Genomic DNA, 22497 nt, shown 5'->3' with positions numbered 1-22497 from the left:
CTCCGGATAGGCCTGGCGTATCGATATTTTAGGGCGACGCGCCGTCGTCTTTGTCGGAATCGGCCTTGGATGCAAGCTTTTTCAGGGCTGTGATCTCACGGAACCACTCGCGCACCGGCCGGGCGGGAATGCCGCCCCAGCGGGCCCCGGCAGGGACGTCGCCATTGACGGCCGAGGTCGCGGCGATCTGCGCGCCCATGCCGAGCCTCACGTGACCCTTCACGGCGACCTGGCCGCCGAGGACAACGTAATCCTCCAGCGTCGTGGAACCGGCAATGCCGACCTGGGAGACGATGACGCAATGACGCCCGATCACCACGTTGTGGCCGATCTGAACGAGATTGTCGATCTTGGTGCCCTCACCGATCACCGTGTCGCGGCTCGCGCCCCGGTCGACCGTGCTGTTGGCTCCGATCTCCACGTCGTCCTGGATGATGACGCGCCCGATCTGCGGCACCTTCAGATGCCCCTGCGGTCCCATGGCGAAGCCAAACCCGTCCTGGCCGACGCGGACGCCGGGATGAAGAATGACCCGGTTCCCAAGGAAGGCATTGGAGACGCTGACATGGGGCCCGAGGGAGCAGTCCCTGCCGATCTTCACGTGCGGACCGACAACCGCGTGAGCGCCGACGATGGTGCCCGCGCCGATTTCCGCATGGGGGCCGATGACCGCCCCCGGATCGACGGTGACGCCATATTCGAGCCGCGCCGACGGGTGAACGAAGGAACCCGGCGAGACGCCTGTGGCCGCAAAGGACGTCTCCGGCCGCATGGCCGAGGGAAACATCTTGCCCATGACCGCGGCGAAGACCCGGTAGGCCATCGGCGTCACGATTGCGACGGTCGGCGAAGGGACCTTCGCCGCAAAGCGCGGTGTCACGAGGCAGGCCGCAGCCTGGGTCGCGCTCAGGGCGCCCACATAGGCCGGGTTGTCCATATAGGCCAGATCGTTCGGGCCGGCGCTCTCGAGCGGCGCGACACCCTTAAGCAAAAACTCCCCGTCGGCACCGTCGGGGAGCGTCGTCTGCGCCATCTCCGCAACCTGACGCAGGTTCAGCGTCTGGCTTCTCGGAAAGAAATTGGATTCTGTCATGAAAACGTGAGGGCGCCTTCAGGCGCCCTCCCCGGTTAGAAGCGTGTACCGCCGGAGAAGCGGAAGGCCTGGGTACGGTCGCCGCCGACGCGCGTGCCGTTGGGGCCCTCGATGCCTTCTTCCTTGCTGAGAGCGAAGGCGTAGTCGAAGCGGATCGGACCGAGCGGCGAGGACCACAGGATCGAGGCACCGACCGACGAGCGGATCTTGTGGCTATCGAGAACCACGATGCAGTTTTGCGGCTGTCCCGGAGCATTGCAGGTGAAGCCGCCATCGGGGGCGAAGACGCCGCCGACGTTGAACTGCGTCGGCCCTTCGTAGCCGTAGAGCGTGCCCGCATCCGCGAACACGGCGCCCTTCAGGCCCAGCTCCCTCGGCAGACCGAAGATCGGGAACTGCACTTCGAGCGAACCGCCGAAATAGGTCGTGCCGCCGACAGCGTTCGCGCCGGAATCGATGGTCGAGATGTCACGCGGGCCGATGCCGTTCGTGGCGAAGCCGCGGACCAGGGACGGACCCATGAAGAACTGATCGACGATGCGCAGATTGCCATTCGCGCCGATGCTGCTGTTGTTCTCGCCGAAGCCCGTGATGTTGCCACCCTGGACGCGGGCGATACCGACGACGTCTTCCAGCAGCTCGCGATAGTAACGAGCATCGCCGGTGACACGGAAGTAGCGCGAGTCGCCGCCGAGGCCGGCGAAGTCCGTCTTCACCTCGCCATAGAAGCCGTTGCGCGGGTCGCGGGTGTTGTCGAGGGTGTTGTAGTTGAAGGTCAGGCCGGCCAGAGACGTGATCGTCGAACCCTGCGATTCCTTGATCGCAAGCGAAGCTTCGCCGTTATACTGGCAGTCGAGGCCAGGGCGCGTGAAGCCGGGGATCGGGAACGAGCAGTCGTTATACGGCCTCTCCTCGTCGTTCGGGATCTTCACTTCCTGCTGGTACAGGGAGTAACGGGCCGTCACCGAGAACTCCTCCGTGAACGGAAGAGTCAGGCGGAGCTGACCGCCCGTCATGCGGTTCTCGTAACGGGAATACCGGGTCTGATCGCTGAACTTCGAGAACAGATCGATACCGGCAGCCATCCGGTAGCCGAGGAAGTACGGCTCCGTGAAGGAGAAATCGACACCGCTCGTGCGCTGACCGAGCTGGCCCGCCACGCGGACGAACTGTCCACGGCCGAGGAAGTTCGACTCGCTGACGGAGACTTCGCCGATGAAGCCGTCGGCCGTCGAGTAACCGCCCGAGACCGAGAAAGCGCCGGTGGACTGATCTTCCACGTCCACGTTCACGACCACGCGGTCGGCCGAGGAGCCCGGCTCGCTGGAGATGCGCACCTGCTTGAAATAGCCCAGGTTGTTCAGGCGGCGCTCGGCGCGGTCGATCATGACCTGGTTGTAGGCATCGCCCTCACCCAGATCGAACTCGCGACGCACAACGTAGTCGCGCGTGCGGGTATTGCCGCGGATGTTGATGCGCTCGATGTAGATATGCGGGCCTTCTTCGACCACATAGCCGACATTGACCGTGCGGGTGCTGGGATCGCGGGTACCGACCGGGCGGACCAGCACGAAGGGATTGCCCTCGCGGCCGACGGTCCGGGTCATAGCCTGAACCGACTTCTCCACGGCGTCGGCGCTGTAGACATCGCCGGCGGAGACCGAAAGATCGCTGCGCAGGGTCTCGGAATTCACGCCGGGAATGCGGGAATCGATGCTGACGTTGCCGACCCGGTACTGCTGACCCTCTTCGACCGCGATGGTAACGACGTACCCGCCGGCATTGGGGTCGAACGCCACGTCGCTGGAGACGATGCGGAAATCCGCATAACCGTTCTTCAGATAGTAGCGACGGATCAGCTCCAGGTCGTTCGAGAGACGATCCGGATCGTAGACGTCCGAGCTCTTGAGGAAGCTCAGGATGTTCGTCTCGGTGGTCTGCATGATGCTCCGCAGACGACCCGACGAGATCTGGCTGTTGCCGACGAAGCGAATTTCCTTCACGCCCGTCTTGTCACCCTCGACGACGGTATACACCACGTCGACGCGACCATTGGGCAGATCCACGATGCGAGGAGTCACCTGGGCCAGGCCACGCCCCTGACGACGGTAGACTTCGAGAATGCTCTGCACGTCGGCGTCGATGGTGGCCTGATTCACGGCCGTGCGCGCACGGGTCTGCAGCACTCCTTCCAGCAAGGCCTTGTCGACCTTGCTGTTACCTTCGACAGCAACGCGGTTGATCAGCGGCCCCTGGGCGGCGGAAGCCCGGCGGCTCGTCGGCTGCGCCCGCTGAGCGAGCGCGCTGTCCGCAACGGTAAGGCCAGCCATCAGCGCGCTCATGGCGATCACTGCGGTGGCGGCCGGCTTCTTCCGGCGTGGCGTGGTCGTCGACATCATCAACTGGCCCGTTTCTTTTATAATTTGTCCATCGCGAGGCTGGCCCGCTGGTTTGAGACAGGTGTCCCAACCTGATTGGTGCTGCCCCGCTTGTACAAACTTTCGCCGTCATTGCAAACGGCCCATACAAACAGAGTAGCGATTTTTAACCGGCGTGGCGTCCTTGTCACGTTCTGCTCCCCACAAAACTTGTGGCAAGGTGAACGAGCCCTCACCCGAACGAGCGCGTCAGGTCGCTCCAGGTAGCCAGGAGCATCATCATCGCCACGAAGGCGAATCCGATCCTGAAGCCGATCTCCTGGGCCCTTTCGCTCAAGGGCCGGCCACGAACGGCTTCGATGGCATAGAACAACAGGTGCCCGCCATCCAGCAACGGAATGGGGAAAAGGTTAATGAGCCCGATCGAGACCGACATGAAGCCGATCAGGTTCACCAGGCTGTAGAGCCCGCCGATTTCATAGGCGGTGCCCGCGATTCGAGCGATTCCGACCGGTCCGGAGAGCTGATCGAGCGACTCCCGCCCGAGAATGAGGCGGCGCATGAAGTTGATCGTCCGATCAACCTGATTCCAGGTGTCGACGGCGCCAGCCTTCAGGGCTCCCCAAGGGGAATAGGAGATTCTCTTGATCGCCGAGCGGTCCTGCGGAGCCTGGACCCCGAGAAGGCCGATCCGCTGCTTGCCGAAGGGAGTCTCCTTCTCCTCGACCTTGGGAACCGCCGTGAGATTCACCGTCCGGCCATCGCGATCGACCTGGAAATTCAAGGCCTCCCCCGAACTCGAGCTGACGATCATCTGCATGTCGGCGAAGGTCTCGATCCGGGTTCCGTCGATGGAGAGGATCACGTCATGGGGCTGGAAACCCGCCGCCTCGGCGGCGCTCCCGGGGATCACCCGCTCGATGACGGGTTCCAGGACCATGCGACCGCTGAAGTAGTTGAAGCCCGCGAAGATGGCGATCGCCAGGATGAAATTGGCGATCGGCCCGGCCGCGACGGTGGCGGCGCGCTTGGCGACACTTTGATGGGGAAAACTGATCGCCCGCTGCTCGGGCGACATCTGCTGGACCGATTCCGTGTCCGGCACGCTCGCCGCGTTCATGTCGCCCACGAACTTCACGTAGCCGCCCAGGGGAATCGCCGAGATCTTCCAGCGAGTGCCGTTCCGGTCCGTCCACCCGATGAGCTCGCGCCCGAAGCCGATGGAGAAGGCCGTCACGCCGATTCCGCACCGGCGCCCGACCCAGTAGTGGCCGTACTCGTGGATGAAGACGACCACCGTCAGCACCACGAGGAAGGCGAACAGCGTCAGGGCCAAAGACCCGGTCGCTCCGCCGATCGTCGAAAGCCATTCCATTTTCGTTCCTTCCGCCCCCTGTCCGGGTGCTTCAAAGTCTTTTCCCGGGAACGAGCTGCCGCGCCCTGACGCGGGCCTCGCCATCGACGGCAAGGGCCTCCGCGACCGTCGCAGGAGCATTCCCGGTTCCGGAGAAGCTTGAGCAAACCTCCTCAACGATCTCCGAAATCGCATAAAATCCTATTTCGCCGGCCATGTAGGCCTCGACCGCGATCTCATTGGCCGCATTCAGGATCGTGGGGAGCGATCCCCCAGCCTTGAGCGCGGCCTTAGCCAGAGCGAGGCACGGGAAACGCAGCTCGTCGGCCTGCTCGAAGGTTAAACGGCCAATCGCGGCGAGATCGAGACGGGGCAGGTCCATCAGAAGCCGTTCCGCCCCGCGCATGGCGTTGGCGATGGGCACCTTCATGTCCGGAAGCGCCAGACCGGCGGTCACGGCTCCGTCCGTCCATTGCACGAGCCCGTGGACGATGGCCTCCGGGTGAACGAGCACATCGAGCCTCTCGGCTTCGAGATCGAACAGGTGATGAGCCTCGATCAGTTCCAGCCCTTTGTTCATGAGGGTGGCCGAGTCGATATTGATCTTCGAGCCCATGGACCAGACCGGATGGGCGGAGGCCTCCCTGGCGCTCGCCTTCGCAATCTGCTCCCGCGACCAAGTCCGGAACGGGCCGCCGCTCGCGGTGATCACAGCCTTTTCCACACCCCGGCTGTGCCCTGCCGCCAAGGCATGATCGAGGGCGTTGTGCTCGGAATCCACAGGCATGACCTCGACGCCGTAGCGCCGCGCGTCGGCCATGAAGACGGCGCCTGCGCAGACCAGGCTTTCCTTGTTGGCGAGCGCGATGCGCCGTCCCGGCTTGAGGGCCGCATGGGTCGGCTCCAGACCGGCGGTGCCGCTGATGGCCGCGAGCACGATGTCGGACGGCCGATCTACGGCTTCGAGCACGGCGGAGCGACCCGCGCCGCTCCCGATCCCCGTTCCGGCGAGTGCGTCCCTCAGGGCGGGACCGGCGGTCTCGTCCGACAGGGCCGCGAATTTGGCGCCCAGGCATCTGGCCTTGTCGGCAAGCGCCTGCGCATTGGACCCGCCGACGACTGCCTCGACACGGAACTCGTTCCGATGCGCCAGAACCACGTCCGCCGTGGAACGGCCGATGGAGCCCGTCGCCCCGAGAATCGTAAGAGAACGTGCCATAAAGGACTAAGCAGCTCCGTGCGCGGCGAGAAGAACGATGCCGACGATGAGACACACGGCCCAGAAGCCGTCGAGGCGGTCCATTACACCGCCATGCCCAGGAATAAGATGGCTCGAATCTTTGACGTCGCAATGGCGCTTCAGCGCGGATTCGCCCAAATCCCCAATCTGGCTGGCAACGGATGCGACCGCCGACAGCGCAATCGTGCTCCAGGCCCCGAAGGCGTGATCCAGGCCGACGCGCTCGCCTACCGTCACGACCAGGACGCCGACCAGGATTGCGGCGAAGAGGCCGCCGAAGAAACCGGACCAGGTTTTCTTCGGGCTGATGGCCGGACAGAGCTTGGGTCCTCCCAGCGCGCGCCCGGTAAAATAGGCCGCAATGTCGGTCGCCCAAACGACCCCGAACATCCAGACCAGCGCGAGAGGGCCGATTTCCGGATAGGCCCGAACCATGGGAGGCACGAGTACGATGACCGCCCCATAGGCGAAGCCGGACACCGCCCAGAGCCTGCCCCCCCGGCCCTTCGCGAGAACGGCGCCGAGGACGAGGGTGGCCAGTGCCGCCATGGCGCCGGCCGCGACGCTCCCGCCCGAGAGGAAGAGAAATGTCAGGGCCATCAACCCCAGGCCGACAACCGCCTGCACGGTTCGCCGCGGCTCCACCCGGGTCATATCGGTCCATTCGACCATGATCGCGACGCCCGCCGCGAGCCAGAACAGGGCGAAGGGCCATCCGCCCCAATAGGCGGTGCCGAGGGCCAGCGCGACCATGACGATCGCGGAGAGAACCCGGGTCTTCAATTCGCTGGATGGGGCCTTCGGAGCCAAGGCAGGGCCTTCGGTGCTGGCCATCGTCAGCAGGCCTTGGCGCTCAGACCGCCGAACCGCCGGTCGCGCCGGCGATATTCGTCAAGAGCGGCCTTGAACGCGGCTTCGTCGAAATCGGGCCAGAACACCGGAAGGAAAACGAACTCGGAATAGGCCGTCTGCCACGTCAGGAAGTTCGACACCCGCTGCTCGCCCGAGGTGCGGATCACGAGATCGGGATCCGGAATGCCACGGGTATCGAGGCAGGCGCCGAGCATGTCCATGTCGATGGCATCCGGATCGAGCATGCCTTCCTTCACCTTCCGGGCCAGAGCTCGCACGGCGCCGAGGATCTCCTGGCGGCCGCCGTAATTGAAGGCGATCACCAGATTCAGTCCGGTGTTGCCCCAGGTAAGTTGCTCGGCCTCGTCCAGCAGGAGGCGGATGTCGGAGGCCAGCCCCTCCCGCTCGCCGATGATGCGGACCCGGACATTGCTGGAGTGGAGCTCCGCAAGGTCATGGCGCACGAAGCGCTTGAGGAGCCCCATGAGGAAGGAGACCTCCTCCTCGGGGCGCCGCCAGTTCTCGGACGAAAAGCTGTAGACGGTCAGATATCGGATGCCGAGATCGGTCGCCGTGCGAACGGTCCGACGGATCGCTTCGATGCCCTTCCGGTGCCCCTCGAAGCGCGGCAGGCCTCTCTGAGCGGCCCAGCGGCCGTTTCCATCCATGATGATGGCAACATGGGCCGGCAGCCCCTCGCCTGCCCCTTCAGGGGCAAGAATGGGAGCCGACCGCTTGGCTTCGCCGCTCATGATAAGGTTCCGATACAAGTCTAGGGCTTAGACTTGCATGATTTCCTTTTCCTTGGCCACCAGGAGCTGCTCGATTTCAGCCACAAACTGGTCGGTGGCCTTCTGCACCTGGTCGCCGTCACGCTTGGCGTCGTCTTCGCTGATGGCCGAGTCCTTCTCGAGCTTCTTGAGCAGATCGAGCCCGTCGCGACGGACGTGGCGAACGGCAATGCGCGCCTCTTCGGCGTATTTGTGCGCGACCTTCACCATCTCCTTACGGCGCTGCTCGTTCATCTCGGGAATGCGCAGGCGGATGACCTGACCTTCGGTCTGGGGGTTGAGGCCGAGATCCGATTCACGGATCGCCTTCTCCACGGCGGAGACCATCCCCCGATCCCACACCTGCACGCTCAGCAGGCGCGGCTCCGGCACGTTGACCGTGGCGACCTGCGAGATCGGCATCAGGGCGCCATAGGCGTCGACCTGAATCGGATCGAGAATGTTCGGCGAGGCGCGGCCCGTGCGCAGGCTGGCGAGGTCGTTCTTGAAAGAGTTGATGGCGCCCTGCATGCGGCGCTTCACATCGGCGAGGTCAAAGGTCGTAGCCATGAGATCTTTTCCTTACGCGAACTGTCTATGAACGGGCTTACGCTGCCCAGGGGCCCGCATCAAGGCCCCCTGGAGCATCGGACGGGAAAAGTGGCTGCCACTTTGGGACCCGTCCGACGTTCGTTTTTCACGTCCCGCATGGTTTCGGCGGGAAACTGGGGTCCGCATCAGCGGACCGAAGGCCGGCGCCGCCGAAGCTGGAGCCACTTTTCCACACGATGCGCCGGTCTCAGGGGACGACGGCCGTCGATGGAACCTTTCCGAGGAGGAGGTCGGTCACGGAGCTCGGCGCATGGACCGATCCCACGATGATCGAGAGCCTGCTCTCTCGCGCAAGCGCGAAGGCCGCAGTGTCCATCACCTTCAGGTCCTTGGCGATAGCCTCGTCATGGGTAAGCCGATCGAACCGGATCGCTTCCGGATCCTTCTTGGGATCGGCGGAATAGACGCCGTCCACCTGGGTTGCCTTGAGCACTGCGTCGCATTTCAGCTCGGCTGCGCGCAGCACGGCCGCCGTATCGGTCGTGAAGAACGGGTTGCCGGTGCCGCCCGCGAGAACGATCACCTGTCCCTTGTCCAGGTGATGCAGCGCGGGCTGGCGGGCATAGGTTTCGCAGATGGTGGGCATGGACACCGCGGACATGGTCCGGGCGGGCACCCCGGCGGCGTTCAGGGCCGTTTCGATGGCCAGCGAGTTCATGACCGTTCCGAGCATGCCCATGGAATCGGCCGTGGGGCGATCGATCCAGCCGGCGGCGCTCATGCGGGCGCCACGGATGATGTTGCCGCCACCGATCACGACGGCGATCTCGAAGCCCGCCCTGGTGGCGTTGGCGAGATCCTGGGCGAGGCTCGAAAGGACCTGGGTGTCGAGCCAATATCCATCGGGAGCCATCAACGCCTCTCCCGAAAGCTTCACCAGAATGCGCCGGAATTGTGCCACTGTCGGACTCTCCTATAGGTTGATTGATCCTCTCATGAAAACGGCGGCTGAAAAGCCGCCGTTTTTGAGTTTCGTTAGTCTCAGGCCTTGAGACCGGCCTGGGCCGCGACTTCCGCCGCGAAATCCGGGCCCTCTTCCTTCTCGATGCCCTCGCCGAGAGCGTAGCGGGCGAAGGCTTTGAGGGTGACCGGCTTGCCGGCCTTGGACTCGGCCTCCTTGAGGACCTGGGTCACGGTCTTCGACGGGTCGTGCACGAAGGGCTGCTCGAGGAGCGTCACTTCCTTGAAGTAGCTCTTCATGCCGCTCTCGACGATCTTCTGCATGACGTGGTCCGGCTTGCCGGCGTTCTTGTCGCGCAGGATCGCGGTCTCACGCTCGATGGTGGCCTGGTCAACGCCCGAAGCGTCCAGAGCGACCGGGTTGGTCGCCGCCACGTGCATGGCGATCTGACGGCCGAGCGTGCTCAGAGCCTCGACGTCGCCCTCGGACTCGAGCGCAACCAGCACGCCGATCTTGCCGAGGCCTTCGGACACGGCGTTGTGCACGTAGGATGCGATCACGCCCTTCGACACTTCGAGCTTGGCGATGCGGCGCAGGGTCATGTTCTCGCCGATGGTGGCGATGAGCTCCTGCAGACGATCCTTCACCGTGACGCTGGAGCCCGGGAAGGTCGCAGCTTCGAGCGACTCGATGGTGCCGTTGCCGTTCAGGCCGATCTTGGCGGCTTCGCGAACGAAAGCCTGGAACTGGTCATTGCGGGCGACGAAGTCCGTCTCCGAGTTAACCTCGAGGATGGTGGCCGTGTGACCGGAGGACTCGACGGCGACGAGGCCCTCGGCGGCGACGCGGCCGGCCTTCTTGGCGGCCTTGGAGAGACCCTTCTTGCGGAGCCAGTCGATGGCGGCTTCCATGTCGCCGTTGGTCTCGGCGAGAGCGGCCTTGCAGTCCATCATGCCGGCGCTGGTCGTCTCGCGCAGCTCCTTCACCATCGCAGCGGTGATATTCGCCATGGCTTATCCTTTCACAGGTTCTTGCATAGAGGGAGCCCGGCGCTCATGGAACGCCGGGCTCAAGCATTCGTTCAAGCGCCGCCGGTTTTAAGGCGGCGCCAAAAGAGACTTACGCCGCAGCGGCTTCGATCATCGAACGGGCCTGGTCGATCCAGCCGTCGCGCTCGAGGCGGCCGTTCAGCTTCAGGTCCTTGTCGAGCTGAGCGATGTCGCCGGCCTGCATGGCGGCGAGCTGCCAGTAGTGGAAGATACCGGCTTCGTTCAGCTTCTTCTCGAGCTGCGGGCCAACGCCGTTGAGCTTGGTCAGGTCGTCCGGAGCGCCGCGGGGGGCAGCCAGACGCTCGAACTGCTCGCCTTCGTAGGCGGCGGTGTCGTTCGCCGGGAGTTCCTCGGCCATCGGGTTCTCGGACTCGCCGATATCGATGCCCATGGCGCCGGCGCCACGGGAGATGCCGTCGAGAGCCGCGCGGGCGACGAGGTCGCAGTACAGCGAGATCGCGCGGCCGGCGTCGTCGTTAGCCGGAACCGGGAAAGCGATGCCGTCCGGATCGCAGTTCGTGTCGACGATGGCGGCCACCGGGATGCCGAGGCGGTTCGCCTCTTTGATCGCCAGCTGCTCTTTGTTGGTGTCGATGACGAAGATCAGGTCGGGCGTGCCGCCCATGTCCTTGATGCCGCCGAGAGCGCGCTCGAGCTTCTCCTTCTCACGAGCGAGCATGAGACGCTCTTTCTTCGTGAGGCCCTGGCCGCCGCCGCCGAGAATCTCGTCGACCTTGCGCAGGCGCTGGATCGAGCCGGAGATCGTCTTCCAGTTGGTGAGCATGCCGCCGAGCCAGCGGGAGTTCACGTAGTACTGGGCCGAACGCTTGGCAGCATCGGCAACGGCATCGGCAGCCTGACGCTTCGTGCCGACGAAGAGCACGCGGCCGCCCTTCGCCACCGTGTCGCTGACGGCCTGCAGAGCGCGGTGCATCATCGGAACCGACTGAGCGAGGTCGATGATATGGATGTTGTTGCGGGTGCCGAAGATGTATTGACCCATCTTCGGGTTCCAGCGGTGGGCCTGGTGGCCAAAGTGAGCGCCAGCTTCCAGCAGCTGACGCATCGAGACATCGGGAAGCGCCATAGTTTTTCTCCGGTTAAGCCTCCGCGGAACAGTAGGCCGGACCTTCCGGCCACCGGGATACCTCATGGACTCACGAGGCGGTTTCCGCGTGTGGGATGCGGGCGCATATAGGGGTAAAACGATCTGAATGCAAGCTGGGAGCAGCTCTATTATATTATGCTAAAATGTTACGCGTTTTTATGAGTATATTGGGACCTCCGCCGGATTTGAGGCTATTCAATCTGAGATTGCTTTGGATGCAAGGCTGAGGTCTAGCTTTTGAAGTCGCAGCCAAATCGAGCCTAAGAGCATGGGCGTCACGAAGATCGCAAGGCCGAGATCGCGCACCTCCCGAAAGGAAAGATTCAATCGATCAGCCACAAGCATTAGCATTAGAAGAATCGGAATTGACGAGGCGCCCAATAAGCTTAAAAAAGCTGCCTTTTTCCTAAATTGTTCAGGATCTGACCGCATTTTTTTGTTCGCCTGAATGTCGCTTTTCGCGCCCCAGGTTATTCCTACAATCATTAGCATCATGAATAGGAACTCAGCTGAAAAATATATTAAATAATTGGTGGAGATAACGGGAACATACCGTTCGACTATTCCAATCTTATCAAAGGCTTTTAGCCAAAATTGGAGAAGCCAGCAGAGCGGAAAAGCAATGCGCCGGAGGTATGCCATGCAGAATGGCCCTATTCAGATATAACATGGCACCATTGCTGCATTAGGGTCTTCAGGTCAACTCGCCCGGCTTCAGCTCACATGAACGCCCTCGGCACGGCGCGGAGCGCCCCTGCCCGGAACACAGGCTGGAGCGCTCGATCCTGATCGGAACTCGGTGCGAATGCCCGAGGAACGGCACAGGCCGTTACCCAGGGCTACTTGGGTATCAGGGCCTTCCGTTTCCTGCGCCGTTGCCGTTGCCACCTCCATTTCCGGTACCGTTGCTGCCTCTGCCGCCCCCATTGCCGCTGCCGCCGCCTGGGTTGGAAGGATCGGTCCCTTTCACGTCCGTGCTCGTGTTGTCGGCAGGCTCCGAACCGTTACCGAGACCGTTGTTGTTGCCCGGCCCCTGGCCGTTACCGCTCCTGCCGCCGGAGGCTCCAGATGCGACATCGGCGGCCGCCGAGCCCGCAGCCGGAGCCGCGCCCGCGCCGGACATCGATGCCCCTGCACGACCGGCCGAGCGGGTGCCGCCCTCGAAGAAGCCGCCGACAGCCGAAGTCCGTGACGAGGCGATCGACCCCGTGGTCAGGTTGCTCCGGTCTACGGGACCCATACGGCGCAAGGCCTGCGGACGAATGGCGCAACGGCAGACCTCTTGGCCCCGGACGATATGGAGGCGACAATTCCCATACATCGAAGGATCGGCGACCTCCGGCTGACACTGCTGGCCCGGCCGTACGGCCTGGGCATAGGAAGCTGCGGACGTGGCCAAGAACAGGGTAACGGCAGACAAAGCGAGAGCGCATGAACGCTTCATGGTTCACCTTTACGAACAAGTTTTGATGGAGTGCCTGCTCCAGACGATCGGCTCAGGTGATGAGATTACGCTCAGTCAGCAACAAGGTTCCGGCACATTCCTGAAAATATTCAGAGAACGGGAAGACCTCGACGCTCCACATCCTGAGCTGCAGGACCGGCATGGTTCAGCCGCCGACGGGTCCAGCTCCAGCGACGTGCATCTCGCCTCTCCAGATTCCACGTTTCACATAATCAGCCATGATGCCCTTGAGCGATTCGCCTGCGAGTTCCGCCGCCCGCGAGGCGGACCGGTCGGACGGATACGAGAGCACCAGCTGACGGGTGGGTGGAGGATCAGAAATTGGCAGGGCGACGAGACGGCCCGCCGTCACATCCTCGTAGATCGGGGCAAGCGGCAGGACCGTGCAGCCGTATCCTTGGCGCACGAGATCCTTGAGTGCCGCGTAGCTGTCCATTTCCACCGTGACATTGAGGGAAACGCGGGCCTCCTGGGCAAATCGTTCCAGAATGTTGCGCAATCCATGCCGGGCGCTCGGCAGCAGCAGCGGCATGCGGGCCATCTCGGAGAAAGGCAGGACGCTCTCGCCCGGCACGGCGATGTCTGGCGGTCCGATCAGGAAGAGGCTTTCCTGCATCAGCGTCTCCGAGCGGAGCGAGCGTGTCTCCTTGGGGTCATAGAGAACCGCCAGATCGATTTCGCCCCGATACAGCCAATCCAGGAGATGGCCTGAATAGGCGCTGACGAGCTGGACCATGACGCCGGGATACTGGGCTCGGAAGGCCGTGACGAAGGGCACAGAAATCACGTCGGCGACCGTTGGCGAAACGCCGATGGCCACATGGCCGGTGAGGGAAGCCTCGGATCCCGCGACACTGGCCTTGAGCCCGTCCAGCTCGGCCATCACCCGGATCGCATGCGCGAGGGCGTCCCGTCCCCGCTCGGTGATGACCATGCCCCGGCCATGCCGGTCGAAGAGGCGGACGCCGAGCTCCTCCTCCAGCATGCGGATCTGACGGCTCAGAGCGGGCTGGGCGATGCGAAGCCTCCCGGCGGCCTTGCTGAGGCTGCCGAGTTCGGCCACGTAGATGAAGGTCCGAAGCTGCGCGATATCCATGTCGCCTATATAATTTCGCTATAGCTGATCAAAGTAAATTGCTGATGTGGCATGGCTCTCCAGACGCTACGAGCGAGGACAGGCGCGTTGAAGCTTGAGATCCGCCCCTTTGAGCATGTCGATGACCACCGCGAAGCCCCTGCCCCGGCCGAACCCGGATCCGGACCATCCGCCGGAACGTCCAACGGCCGACGCAGCCGCGCCTCACGTTCCGCAATGGACGGAGCGTGGGACCCCGGCCTACCGGCGGATCAGCCTGGCGCTTTTCCTGGCAGGTTTCGCGACCTTCTCCCTGATCTACGCGGTGCAGCCGCTCCTACCGCATCTGGTGGAGGAGTTCGGTGTCAGTCCCACCGCAGGCTCCCTCGCCCTCTCGCTCACGACAGGCTGCCTCGCCTTCGCCATTCTGTGCGCCGGAGCCATTTCGGAAACGGTCAGCCGCCGTGCGCTGATGTTCGGCTCCATGTGCGGCGCGGCGATCCTCCATGTGGGAAGCGCCGTCGCGGCGGACTGGCACATGCTGCTGATCCTGCGCGCCCTCGAAGGCCTTGTGCTCGGAGGCGTGCCCGCGGTCGCGATGGCCTACCTCGCCGAGGAAATTCACCCCAAGGCTCTCGGCACAGCGATGGGCCTCTATGTGGGAGGAACAGCCTTTGGCGCCATGCTCGGCCGGATCAGCGCCGGAGTGGTGACCGAGCTCTTCTCCTGGCGCGTCGCATCGGGCGGCATCGGCGTGCTGGGACTTCTGGCGTCCCTTGGCTTCTTCGCCCTCCTGCCACCATCGCGGAACTTCTTCCCTCGGTCAGCGGGAATGATGACCCACCATCGGGACGCATGGCTGAAGCACCTGTCGACGCCCGGTCTGCCCCTGCTCTTCCTGACAGGTTTTCTCGCCCTCGGGATCAACGTCACCATGTTCAACTATCTGACGTTCCGCCTGAGCGCCGCTCCGTTCAATCTCACTCCCGCCCAGATCGGCGCGATCTTCCTGGTCTATTTCCTCGGCGCGGTCGCCTCGACGCTCGCAGGCAATCTGGCGGACAGGCTCGGGCGCTCCCCGGTCCTGCTCGCCGGAATAGGCACCATGGCCCTTGGAATCGCCCTGACGCTCTCATCGTCCCTCGTAGGCGTGATCGCCGGGGTGATCGCCAGCACCATAGGCTTCTTCATGACCCATTCGGTCGCGAGCGGCTGGGTCGGTCGCATTGCGGTCGGGTCCAAGGGCCACGCCTCGTCCCTCTACCTGCTCGCGTATTATGTCGGCGCCAGCGTCATGGGCTCGATCGGAGGCTGGTTCTGGGCGGCGGGCAGCTGGAACGCCGTCGCAGGCCTCGTCGCGCTGATGATCGCGGCCGCGTTCGTCACCGCCCTGCGCCTGCGGAAAATCGAGCAGAGGAAAACGTGATCCTCCGCTCTGCCGAAAAACCCTTGATCTAGCTCATCTGCACTTCGACCACGCCGGGCACGGCGCGCAGGGCGCCGGCGATCTGGGGCGTGGCCATGTACTTGCCGGGGAGCTTCACCTCGACCTCCCGGTCGCCGTCATCGAGAATCAGCACGAGGGAAACCTCGCCCTCGCCTCTGGCCCTCAGGCGTTCATAGACGCTAGGGATGGGGCGCTCGTCGCGCAGGAAGATCCGCATTCCCTTCTGGTGTTTGGCGATGGCCTCTTCCAGGGGCTCGGCCATGCCGATGCGCGCCCTTACCTCCTCGCCCTCTACGCCCGCCTGAAGCATCAGGACGACGGCGGTCCCGGGCTCCAGCACGTCGCGCAGACGCATGAGGCCTTCCGAAAAGATGATGGCCTCAAACTGCCCAGTCTGATCGGAGAGGGTCAGAATGCCCATCTTGTTGCCGGTCTTCGTGCGGCGCTCCTGCCGGTCGAGAACAGTGGCGGCAACCTTGCCGACGGAGTTGCCGGCTTTCACAGAACGGCAGAAATCCACCCAGGTCTGAACCCGGAGCTTCTGGAGCAGATCGCCGTACTCGTCGAGCGGATGGCCCGAGAGGAAGAAGCCGACAGCGTCGTATTCGCGCTGCAGCCGCTCCGCGGCGGGCCAGGGCTCGTAAGGCCCGATGCGAAGCTGAACGTCCGCCGAGGCCATGCCGCCGAACATGTCGATCATGCCGCCATTGGCTGCCTCATAGGATTGCTGGGCGAGGCTCATCATGGCGTCGATGGAGGCGCAGGCCTTCGCCCGGTCCGGCTCCAGTTCGTCGAACGCGCCGGCGGCGATGAGATTTTCGAGCGTGCGTTTGTTGAGCGCCTTCGGATTGATGCGCCGCGCGAAATCCGCGAGATCCTTGAAAGGCTCGTCGCCCCTCGCCTCCACCACCGCCTCGATGGCCTGACGTCCCACGCCCTTCACGGCTGCGAGCGCATAGAGAATGGAGCCCTTGCCCTCCGCGTCATAGACCACATCGAACACCACGCCCGAGCGATTGACGGACGGCGGGATCACCTTGAAGCCGAGACGCTGCGCCTCGCGGCGGAATTCGGAGAGCTTGTCCGTGTTGTCGAGGTCGAGCGTCATCGACGCGGCGAGGAACTCGACCGAGAAATTCGCCTTGAGATACGCGGTCTGGAAGGCGACAAGCGCATAGGCCGCCGCGTGGCTCTTGTTGAAGCCGTAATCCGCGAACTTCGCGAGCAGGTCGAAGATCTCGTTGGCCTTCGCCTTGTCGAGCCCGTCCTTGGCAGAGCCGGCGACGAAGCGCTCGCGCTGCGCGTCCATTTCGGACTTGATCTTCTTACCCATGGCGCGGCGCAGAAGGTCGGCGTCACCGAGCGAATAGCCGGCGAGGACCTTCGCGACCTCCATCACCTGCTCCTGGTAGACGATGATGCCGAAGGTCTCGCGCAGGATCGGCTCCAGCTTGTCGTGGGGATACCAGTCCTTCTTGTTGTGCTCGTCCTTTCCGAGCTTGCGCGCGCAATAGACGGGGATGTTCGCCATCGGGCCCGGACGATAGAGCGCCACGAGCGCGATAATGTCCTCGAAACGGTCGGTCTCCATCTCGACGAGCGCCTTGCGCATGCCGACCGATTCCACCTGGAACACGCCGACCGTTTCGCCACGCCGGAGCATCTCGTATGTCTTACGGTCGTCAAGCGGCAACGCCGACAGATCGATGTGGATGTCTTTCCGCTTGATGAGATCGACCGCCGTGCGCAGCACGGTGAGCGTTTTGAGGCCGAGGAAGTCGAACTTCACGAGGCCCGCCTGCTCGACCCATTTCATGTTGAACTGGGTCACGCGCATCCCGGTCTTCGGGTCTCGATAGAGCGGCACCAGTTCCTGCAGCGGACGGTCGCCGATCACCACGCCCGCGGCGTGGGTCGAGGCGTGACGATGCAGGCCTTCGAGCTTCTGCGCAACGTCGAGCATGCGCTTGACGACCGGCTCTTCATCGATGGCAGCCTGAAGCTTCGGCTCGCCCTCGATGGCTTGGGCGAGGGTCACCGGATTGGCCGGGTTCTGCGGGACGAGCTTGGTGAGCTTGTCCACCTGGCCATAGGGCATTTCGAGCACGCGGCCCACGTCGCGCATCACGCCGCGCGCGAGCAGTGTACCGAATGTGATGATCTGCGCGACCTGCTCCTCACCATAGCGCTTCTGCACGTATTCGATCACGCGCTCACGGCCTTCCACGCAGAAGTCGATGTCGAAGTCGGGCATCGAGACGCGTTCCGGATTGAGGAAGCGCTCGAAGAGCAAGGTGAACCGCAGCGGATCGAGATCGGTGATCGTGAGCGCGTATGCGACGAGAGATCCCGCACCCGAGCCGCGGCCCGGGCCGACGGGAATGTCGTGCTGCTTGGCCCATTTGATGAAGTCCGACACGATGAGGAAGTAGCCGGGAAACTTCATCTTGCGGATGATGCCGATCTCGAACGCAAGACGATCGCGGTAATCCTGCTCGGTCAGACCGGGCGCCGGACCATGCGCTGCAAGCCTGTTGGCGAGCCCCTCCTCCGCCTGGCGCTGGAGTTCCTCGCCTTCATCGAGCGCCGCGGCATCGGGACCGGTGCCGAAGCTCGGCAGGATCGGCTTGCGGGTCCGCACGCGCGTGGAGCAGCGCATGGCGATTTCGACGGTGGCACTGAGCGCATCGGGCAGATCGGAGAACAGCTCCATCATCTGCTGGCGCGTCTTGAAGTAATGCTCGGGCGACAGGCGGCGGCGATTGTCGTTGGAAACGATCTGGCCTTCCGCGATGGCCAGCAGCGCATCGTGCGCCTCGTAATCCTTCGGGGAGGAGAAGAACGGCTCGTTGGCGGCGACGATGGGAAGGCCGTTGCGGTCCGCCAGCGCGATCAGCTCGCCCTCCACCATCCGCTCCTCATCGAGCCCGTGGCGCTGGATCTCCACATAAAGCTGGTGGCCGAACGCGCTCTTGAGCATGTCGAGGCGCGCCTGCGCCAGCTCGTGGCGACCACCGTTGCGCAAGGCGGAATCGAGAGGACCGGTGAAGCCGCCGGTCAGCGCGATGAGGCCCTCGCTGTGCGTCGAAAGGATGGGCGCGGCGACGCGTGGCGCCTCGCCCAGCGGCACGCCGAAATAGGCATGGCTCACGAGCCGCATCAGGTTGCGATAGCCCTCCTCCGTCTGCGCGAGCAGCACGATATTGGCGGGCTGGGGCACGACCCGGGCAACCGGGTCGGGCTCCTCGAAGCAGACCGAAAGCTGGACGCCGGCGATGGGCTGGATACCCGATCCGGCCATCTTCTCCGAAAATTCGAGCGCGCCGAACAGATTGTTGGTGTCCGTGAGCGCCAGGGCCGGCTGCTTGTCGGCCATAGCCAGCTTCTGAAGCTGCGCGACCTTCAGGGCCCCCTCGAGCAGCGAATACGAGGAGTGCACGTGCAGATGAACGAAGCCGACGTCTTGGAGAATGCGCGCCATGAAACTCTACTCAGACAATGGCGCGCATATTGCCACGATTCTCGCCCCTGAATCTCTAACGGGGCGTGGGAAGGACTATCCTCCTGTGAATCCCGTGGATTTGTGTATATTGCGGGTATCAGGCGACCGGCGAAAGGACCAGGGCCCAGATTGCCACGGCCGAGCCGAACACGGCGAGAGAGGTGATTTCAGCGGCGGTTTCGATGATGATGCGAAGCATGTCTGATCTCCTGTTCTCTATGCGTTCATTTATGTTCGTTGAATGTTCCCTGTAAAGTGAATGTGGAGCACGCTGTGGAGACACGGTGAATCGGGCATTAAAGAAGTCCTGGCGGGTTCTGATCCCTCGCCCGTCACGGGCGCAGGTGTTGCGCCCCTCCGCGTCTTCTCGAGCCAGTGGATAAGTGGTGCATGCCCGGTGCAAGATCGGACATGACGCTCGGATTCCCTTCCGAAAGGAAGAAAGCGCCCGGGTCGTTGCACGATCAGCCCGTCACGGGAGGTCTTGCAGGGGCCCGTAACGCCGCTTTGCCATCTCCCGGTAGAGAGCTTCCGGACTCACGCCGATCTCCGCTGCCAGCGCAGCCCACCGGCCTCGTGGCGGAAGAGCGCCATGGTATTCCACCCACGCATCGAGACGTGCGGCGACCGTTCGCATGGAGACGATCTCGGCCTGCAGACGCGCCTTTTGGACCTCATGGGCCAGCCTTCGCCCCCAGGCCCATGCCAGTTCGTGGTTCTCTGCCAGCCGCTTCAGGAAATCGCCTTTGGGAATCGCGCATGTACGGGCTTCGGCATCCGCACGGGCGTCGCAATGGTACCTCTCCGAATAGACCGAGGCTTCCGCCAGAACGTCGCCCGCCGCTGCGCGCTGGAGAATGAGGGGGAGCCCGTCTGCCTGGTGACGCACCAGATGGATCGTCCCGACCTGGACCCAATGGATGAAGCTCACCGGAGCCCCAAGCCGGAAAACCGTATCGCCCGCCTGGTACTCGAACCTGTGGCGGGAGGCGTCCAAAAAGAGGCTCTCGATGACGTCGGACATGATCACTATCATGTAGGCCGAGAGCACCCCCGTGCAAGACAATCCTCCTTTGAAGGAGATGTCTCATGTTACGAAGAGCGACTGCCCTTGCCGTCCTGATCCCGCTGAGCGCCTTTGCGCAGGGGGCCGGTAACAGTCATCACGGTATCCACGCGATGCACGGTGGAGGAGCCAGGGTTCCGGAGCAGGCTGGACAGAGTGCCTTTGCGGCCATTCAGGAAATCGTCGAGATCCTGGAAGCCGACCCGAAGACGGATTGGTCGACGGTCGATATCGAAGCCCTGCGCCAGCACCTCGTGGACATGAACAACGTGACACTGGCGTCGAATGTCACGAGCGAGCCCGTGAAGGGCGGAATGCGCTTTACCGTGAAGGGCTCAGGCCCTGTTATCGATTCCATCCGCAGGATGGTTACCGCTCACGCGGCCACGATGTCCGGCGTTTCAGGCTGGACTTTCCACGCGGAGGACGTCGACGGCGGCGCCTCCTTGACGGTGCTTGTCCCCGAACAGGACCTCACGAAGCTACGGGCGCTCGGCTTCATAGGCGTGATGACCCGAGGCATGCACCATCAGCAGCATCACATGAGGCTTGCGAGAGGCGAGCACCCTCACCAATGACCGCGCTTGATCCGCTCGGGTGATCGCGCTGTTACGGCAGCTGCACGATCAGCCCGTCACGGATCGTGACGCGCCGGTCCATGCGGGCCGCGAGATCCATGTTGTGGGTAGCGATCAGCGCCGCGAGGCGCGACGCGCGCACGATGGCGACGAGCGTCTGGAAGACGCGGTCCGCCGTGTGCGGATCCAGATTGCCGGTCGGCTCGTCCGCCAGCAGCAGGCGCGGCGCATTGGCGACGGCGCGGGCGATGGCGACCCGCTGCTGCTCGCCGCCCGAGAGTTCACCGGGGCGGTGCTTGAGGCGCTTGCCCAACCCGAGGAAGGTCAGGAGCTGGGTCGCGCGGTCCTCGGCCTCGGCCTTCGGCAGGCCACGGATGAGCTGTGGGATCACCACGTTCTCCAGCGCCGACAATTCCGGCAGCAGATGGTGGAACTGGTAGACGAATCCCAGCTCCTCCCGGCGAACGCGGGTGCGTTCCTTGTCGCTCATATGCGATGTCGGCTTGCCGCCGACGAAGACCTCGCCCCCATCGGGCTTTTCGAGAAGGCCCGCGACGTGCAGCAGCGTGGATTTTCCCGTGCCCGATGGGGCGATGAGGGCCACGATCTCTCCCGGCCAGATCGCAAGCTCGGCCCCGCGCAAGACCTCGAGGAACGTGTCCCCTTGAGGATAGCGGCGCTCGACTTGTGAGAGGTGGAGTGCTGGCTGGGTTTGTCCGGACGCCATATCTAACCGTAACGCAACGCTTCGACGGGATCGAGCTTCGCAGCCCGCCAGGAGGGATAGAGGGTCGCCAGCAGCGACAGCACCATCGCCATGATGAGAATGGTGGCGACCTCGGTGGGGTTCACGTCAGCCGGCAACCGGCTGAGGAAATAGAGCTCCGCCGGAAACAGGTTGGTGTTCGTGAGCCTGGAGATGAAATCGCGGATATGTTCGACGTTCAGCGCGAGCAGCAGCCCGAGCCCGAATCCCGCGAGGGTACCGACGATGCCGATGGATGCGCCCGTGATCAGGAAGATGCGCATCACCGCGCCGCGCGTCGCCCCCATAGTGCGCAGGATCGCGATGTCGCTGGACTTGTCCTTCACGAGCATGATGAGGCCGGAGATGATGTTCAGCGCGGCCACTAGCACGATGAGCGTGAGGATGAGGAACATCACGTTCCGCTCCACCTCCAGCGCGCCGAAGAACGTGCGGTTGCGTTGCCGCCAATCGGTCATGAGGATCGGCCGGCCCGCCGCCTCCTCGATGGCGGCGCGGGCCTGATCCACCTTGTCGGCGTCGTTGAGATACACCTCGATCAGCTGCACGTCGCCCTGGCGGTTGAAGTAGTTCTGCGCCTCGGTGAGCGGCATGAAGACGAAGGTGGAGTCGAACTCCGACATGCCGATCTCGAACACGGCCTTGACCGGATATCCCTTGACCCGTGGAGCGGTGCCGAACGGCGTCGCGGCGCCGCGCGGCGTGATCAGGGTCAGCGTGTCCCCGGCCTGGATCGACAGGGCTTCGGCCAAGCGGCGGCCGATGACGACGCCCTCGCCTTCGTCGAACTTGTCCAGCGATCCCTGGCGAATGTTGCCGGCGATGTGCTCGATCTGGCGTAGATCGTTGCCGCGGATGCCGCGCACCAGAACGCCGCTGCCGTTGTATTGCGAGGAGCCGAAGGCCTGGCCCTCCACCAGCGGAATCGCCCGCCTCACGCCGGGCACGGCAGAAATGCGCGCAGCAACCTCGGGATAATCCGTGAGCGGGCTCTCGATGGGCGCCACAAAGATATGGCCGTTGATGCCGACGATCTTGTCGAGCAGTTCCTTGCGAAAGCCGTTCATGACCGAGAGGACCACGATGAGCGTCGCGACGCCCAGCATGATGCCTAGGAAGGAGAAGCCCGCGATGACCGACACGAACCCTTCCCGCCGTCGCGTACGCAGGTAGCGCCCGGCGAGCATCCACTCGAAGAGCGAGAAAGGCTTGGTTCCGGTCGGTGCTTCTTTGGCCATGTG

The 22497-nt window shown here is 63.7% G+C and carries 19 protein-coding genes; 2 read left to right on the top strand and 17 right to left on the bottom strand.

Features of this window, described 5'->3' with window-relative positions; translation table 11 throughout:
• Window positions 1–28 precede the first annotated feature (28 nt).
• From lpxD to ACS5Q0_RS15830, 13 genes are all read right to left on the bottom strand, one after another.
• A complete protein-coding gene (gene lpxD, locus ACS5Q0_RS15890) occupies window positions 29–1093 on the bottom strand; it encodes a UDP-3-O-(3-hydroxymyristoyl)glucosamine N-acyltransferase (RefSeq protein WP_473127623.1) in 1065 nt (354 codons plus the stop codon).
• A 35-nt stretch (window positions 1094–1128) separates the two neighbouring features.
• Window positions 1129–3492, bottom strand: coding sequence for an outer membrane protein assembly factor BamA (gene bamA / locus ACS5Q0_RS15885; RefSeq protein WP_473127622.1), 2364 nt, complete (start codon window positions 3490–3492; stop codon window positions 1129–1131).
• Between the two features lie 211 nt (window positions 3493–3703).
• Complete coding sequence (gene rseP, locus ACS5Q0_RS15880; RefSeq protein ID WP_473127621.1) at window positions 3704–4846, bottom strand: RIP metalloprotease RseP; 1143 nt, start codon at window positions 4844–4846, stop codon at window positions 3704–3706.
• A 31-nt stretch (window positions 4847–4877) separates the two neighbouring features.
• Window positions 4878–6044 (bottom strand): 1-deoxy-D-xylulose-5-phosphate reductoisomerase, encoded by a 1167-nt coding sequence (gene dxr, locus ACS5Q0_RS15875; protein WP_473127620.1) that lies wholly within the window; start codon window positions 6042–6044, stop codon window positions 4878–4880.
• Between the two features lie 6 nt (window positions 6045–6050).
• Complete coding sequence (locus ACS5Q0_RS15870; protein ID WP_473127619.1) at window positions 6051–6899, bottom strand: phosphatidate cytidylyltransferase; 849 nt, start codon at window positions 6897–6899, stop codon at window positions 6051–6053.
• 2 nt (window positions 6900–6901) lie between these two features.
• Complete coding sequence (locus ACS5Q0_RS15865) at window positions 6902–7669, bottom strand: isoprenyl transferase (RefSeq protein ID WP_473127618.1); 768 nt, start codon at window positions 7667–7669, stop codon at window positions 6902–6904.
• A 27-nt stretch (window positions 7670–7696) separates the two neighbouring features.
• Window positions 7697–8257, bottom strand: a complete 561-nt coding sequence (gene frr, locus ACS5Q0_RS15860) for a ribosome recycling factor (RefSeq protein ID WP_473127617.1) — start codon at window positions 8255–8257, stop codon at window positions 7697–7699.
• 229 nt (window positions 8258–8486) lie between these two features.
• Window positions 8487–9200: a UMP kinase gene (gene pyrH / locus ACS5Q0_RS15855; protein ID WP_473127616.1), complete on the bottom strand. Its 714-nt coding sequence runs from the start codon at window positions 9198–9200 to the stop codon at window positions 8487–8489.
• 80 nt (window positions 9201–9280) lie between these two features.
• Window positions 9281–10210 carry a translation elongation factor Ts gene (gene tsf / locus ACS5Q0_RS15850; protein WP_473127615.1) on the bottom strand — a complete coding sequence of 310 codons (930 nt, stop codon included), beginning with the start codon at window positions 10208–10210 and terminating at the stop codon, window positions 9281–9283.
• A gap of 109 nt (window positions 10211–10319) precedes the next feature.
• Window positions 10320–11336: a 30S ribosomal protein S2 gene (locus ACS5Q0_RS15845; protein WP_473127614.1), complete on the bottom strand. Its 1017-nt coding sequence runs from the start codon at window positions 11334–11336 to the stop codon at window positions 10320–10322.
• A gap of 216 nt (window positions 11337–11552) precedes the next feature.
• The gene (locus ACS5Q0_RS15840) at window positions 11553–11999 is read right to left on the bottom strand and encodes a hypothetical protein (protein WP_473127613.1); all 447 of its coding nucleotides are present in this window, start codon (window positions 11997–11999) and stop codon (window positions 11553–11555) included.
• Between the two features lie 208 nt (window positions 12000–12207).
• On the bottom strand, window positions 12208–12801 hold the full coding sequence (locus tag ACS5Q0_RS15835; protein ID WP_473127612.1) for a hypothetical protein: 594 nt from the start codon (window positions 12799–12801) through the stop codon (window positions 12208–12210).
• 166 nt (window positions 12802–12967) lie between these two features.
• Window positions 12968–13918: a LysR family transcriptional regulator gene (locus ACS5Q0_RS15830; RefSeq protein WP_473127611.1), complete on the bottom strand. Its 951-nt coding sequence runs from the start codon at window positions 13916–13918 to the stop codon at window positions 12968–12970.
• 121 nt (window positions 13919–14039) lie between these two features.
• Between ACS5Q0_RS15830 and ACS5Q0_RS15825 the strand changes: the two genes are divergently transcribed.
• The gene (locus tag ACS5Q0_RS15825; protein ID WP_473127610.1) at window positions 14040–15323 is read left to right on the top strand and encodes an MFS transporter; all 1284 of its coding nucleotides are present in this window, start codon (window positions 14040–14042) and stop codon (window positions 15321–15323) included.
• 28 nt (window positions 15324–15351) lie between these two features.
• Here ACS5Q0_RS15825 and dnaE read toward each other — a convergent pair whose 3' ends face one another.
• The gene (gene dnaE / locus ACS5Q0_RS15820; protein WP_473127609.1) at window positions 15352–18825 is read right to left on the bottom strand and encodes a DNA polymerase III subunit alpha; all 3474 of its coding nucleotides are present in this window, start codon (window positions 18823–18825) and stop codon (window positions 15352–15354) included.
• A 493-nt stretch (window positions 18826–19318) separates the two neighbouring features.
• On the bottom strand, window positions 19319–19870 hold the full coding sequence (locus ACS5Q0_RS15815; protein WP_473127608.1) for a Crp/Fnr family transcriptional regulator: 552 nt from the start codon (window positions 19868–19870) through the stop codon (window positions 19319–19321).
• A 65-nt stretch (window positions 19871–19935) separates the two neighbouring features.
• Here ACS5Q0_RS15815 and ACS5Q0_RS15810 point away from each other — a divergent pair, with 65 nt between their 5' ends.
• Window positions 19936–20490, top strand: a complete 555-nt coding sequence (locus ACS5Q0_RS15810; protein WP_473127607.1) for a hypothetical protein — start codon at window positions 19936–19938, stop codon at window positions 20488–20490.
• Window positions 20491–20521: 31 nt separating this feature from the next.
• Here ACS5Q0_RS15810 and ACS5Q0_RS15805 read toward each other — a convergent pair whose 3' ends face one another.
• Together ACS5Q0_RS15805 and ACS5Q0_RS15800 are read right to left on the bottom strand one after the other, a co-directional pair.
• Entirely contained in the window at window positions 20522–21217 is a 696-nt protein-coding gene (locus tag ACS5Q0_RS15805; RefSeq protein WP_473127606.1) for an ABC transporter ATP-binding protein, read from the bottom strand.
• A 2-nt stretch (window positions 21218–21219) separates the two neighbouring features.
• Window positions 21220–22494 carry a lipoprotein-releasing ABC transporter permease subunit gene (locus ACS5Q0_RS15800; RefSeq protein ID WP_473127605.1) on the bottom strand — a complete coding sequence of 425 codons (1275 nt, stop codon included), beginning with the start codon at window positions 22492–22494 and terminating at the stop codon, window positions 21220–21222.
• Window positions 22495–22497 lie beyond the last annotated feature (3 nt).

The sequence above is a fragment of the Microvirga sp. HS2 genome (assembly GCF_055792805.1).
The sequence above is the reverse complement of the archived record's forward strand: the minus strand, read 5'-3'. Positions and strand labels throughout refer to the sequence as shown.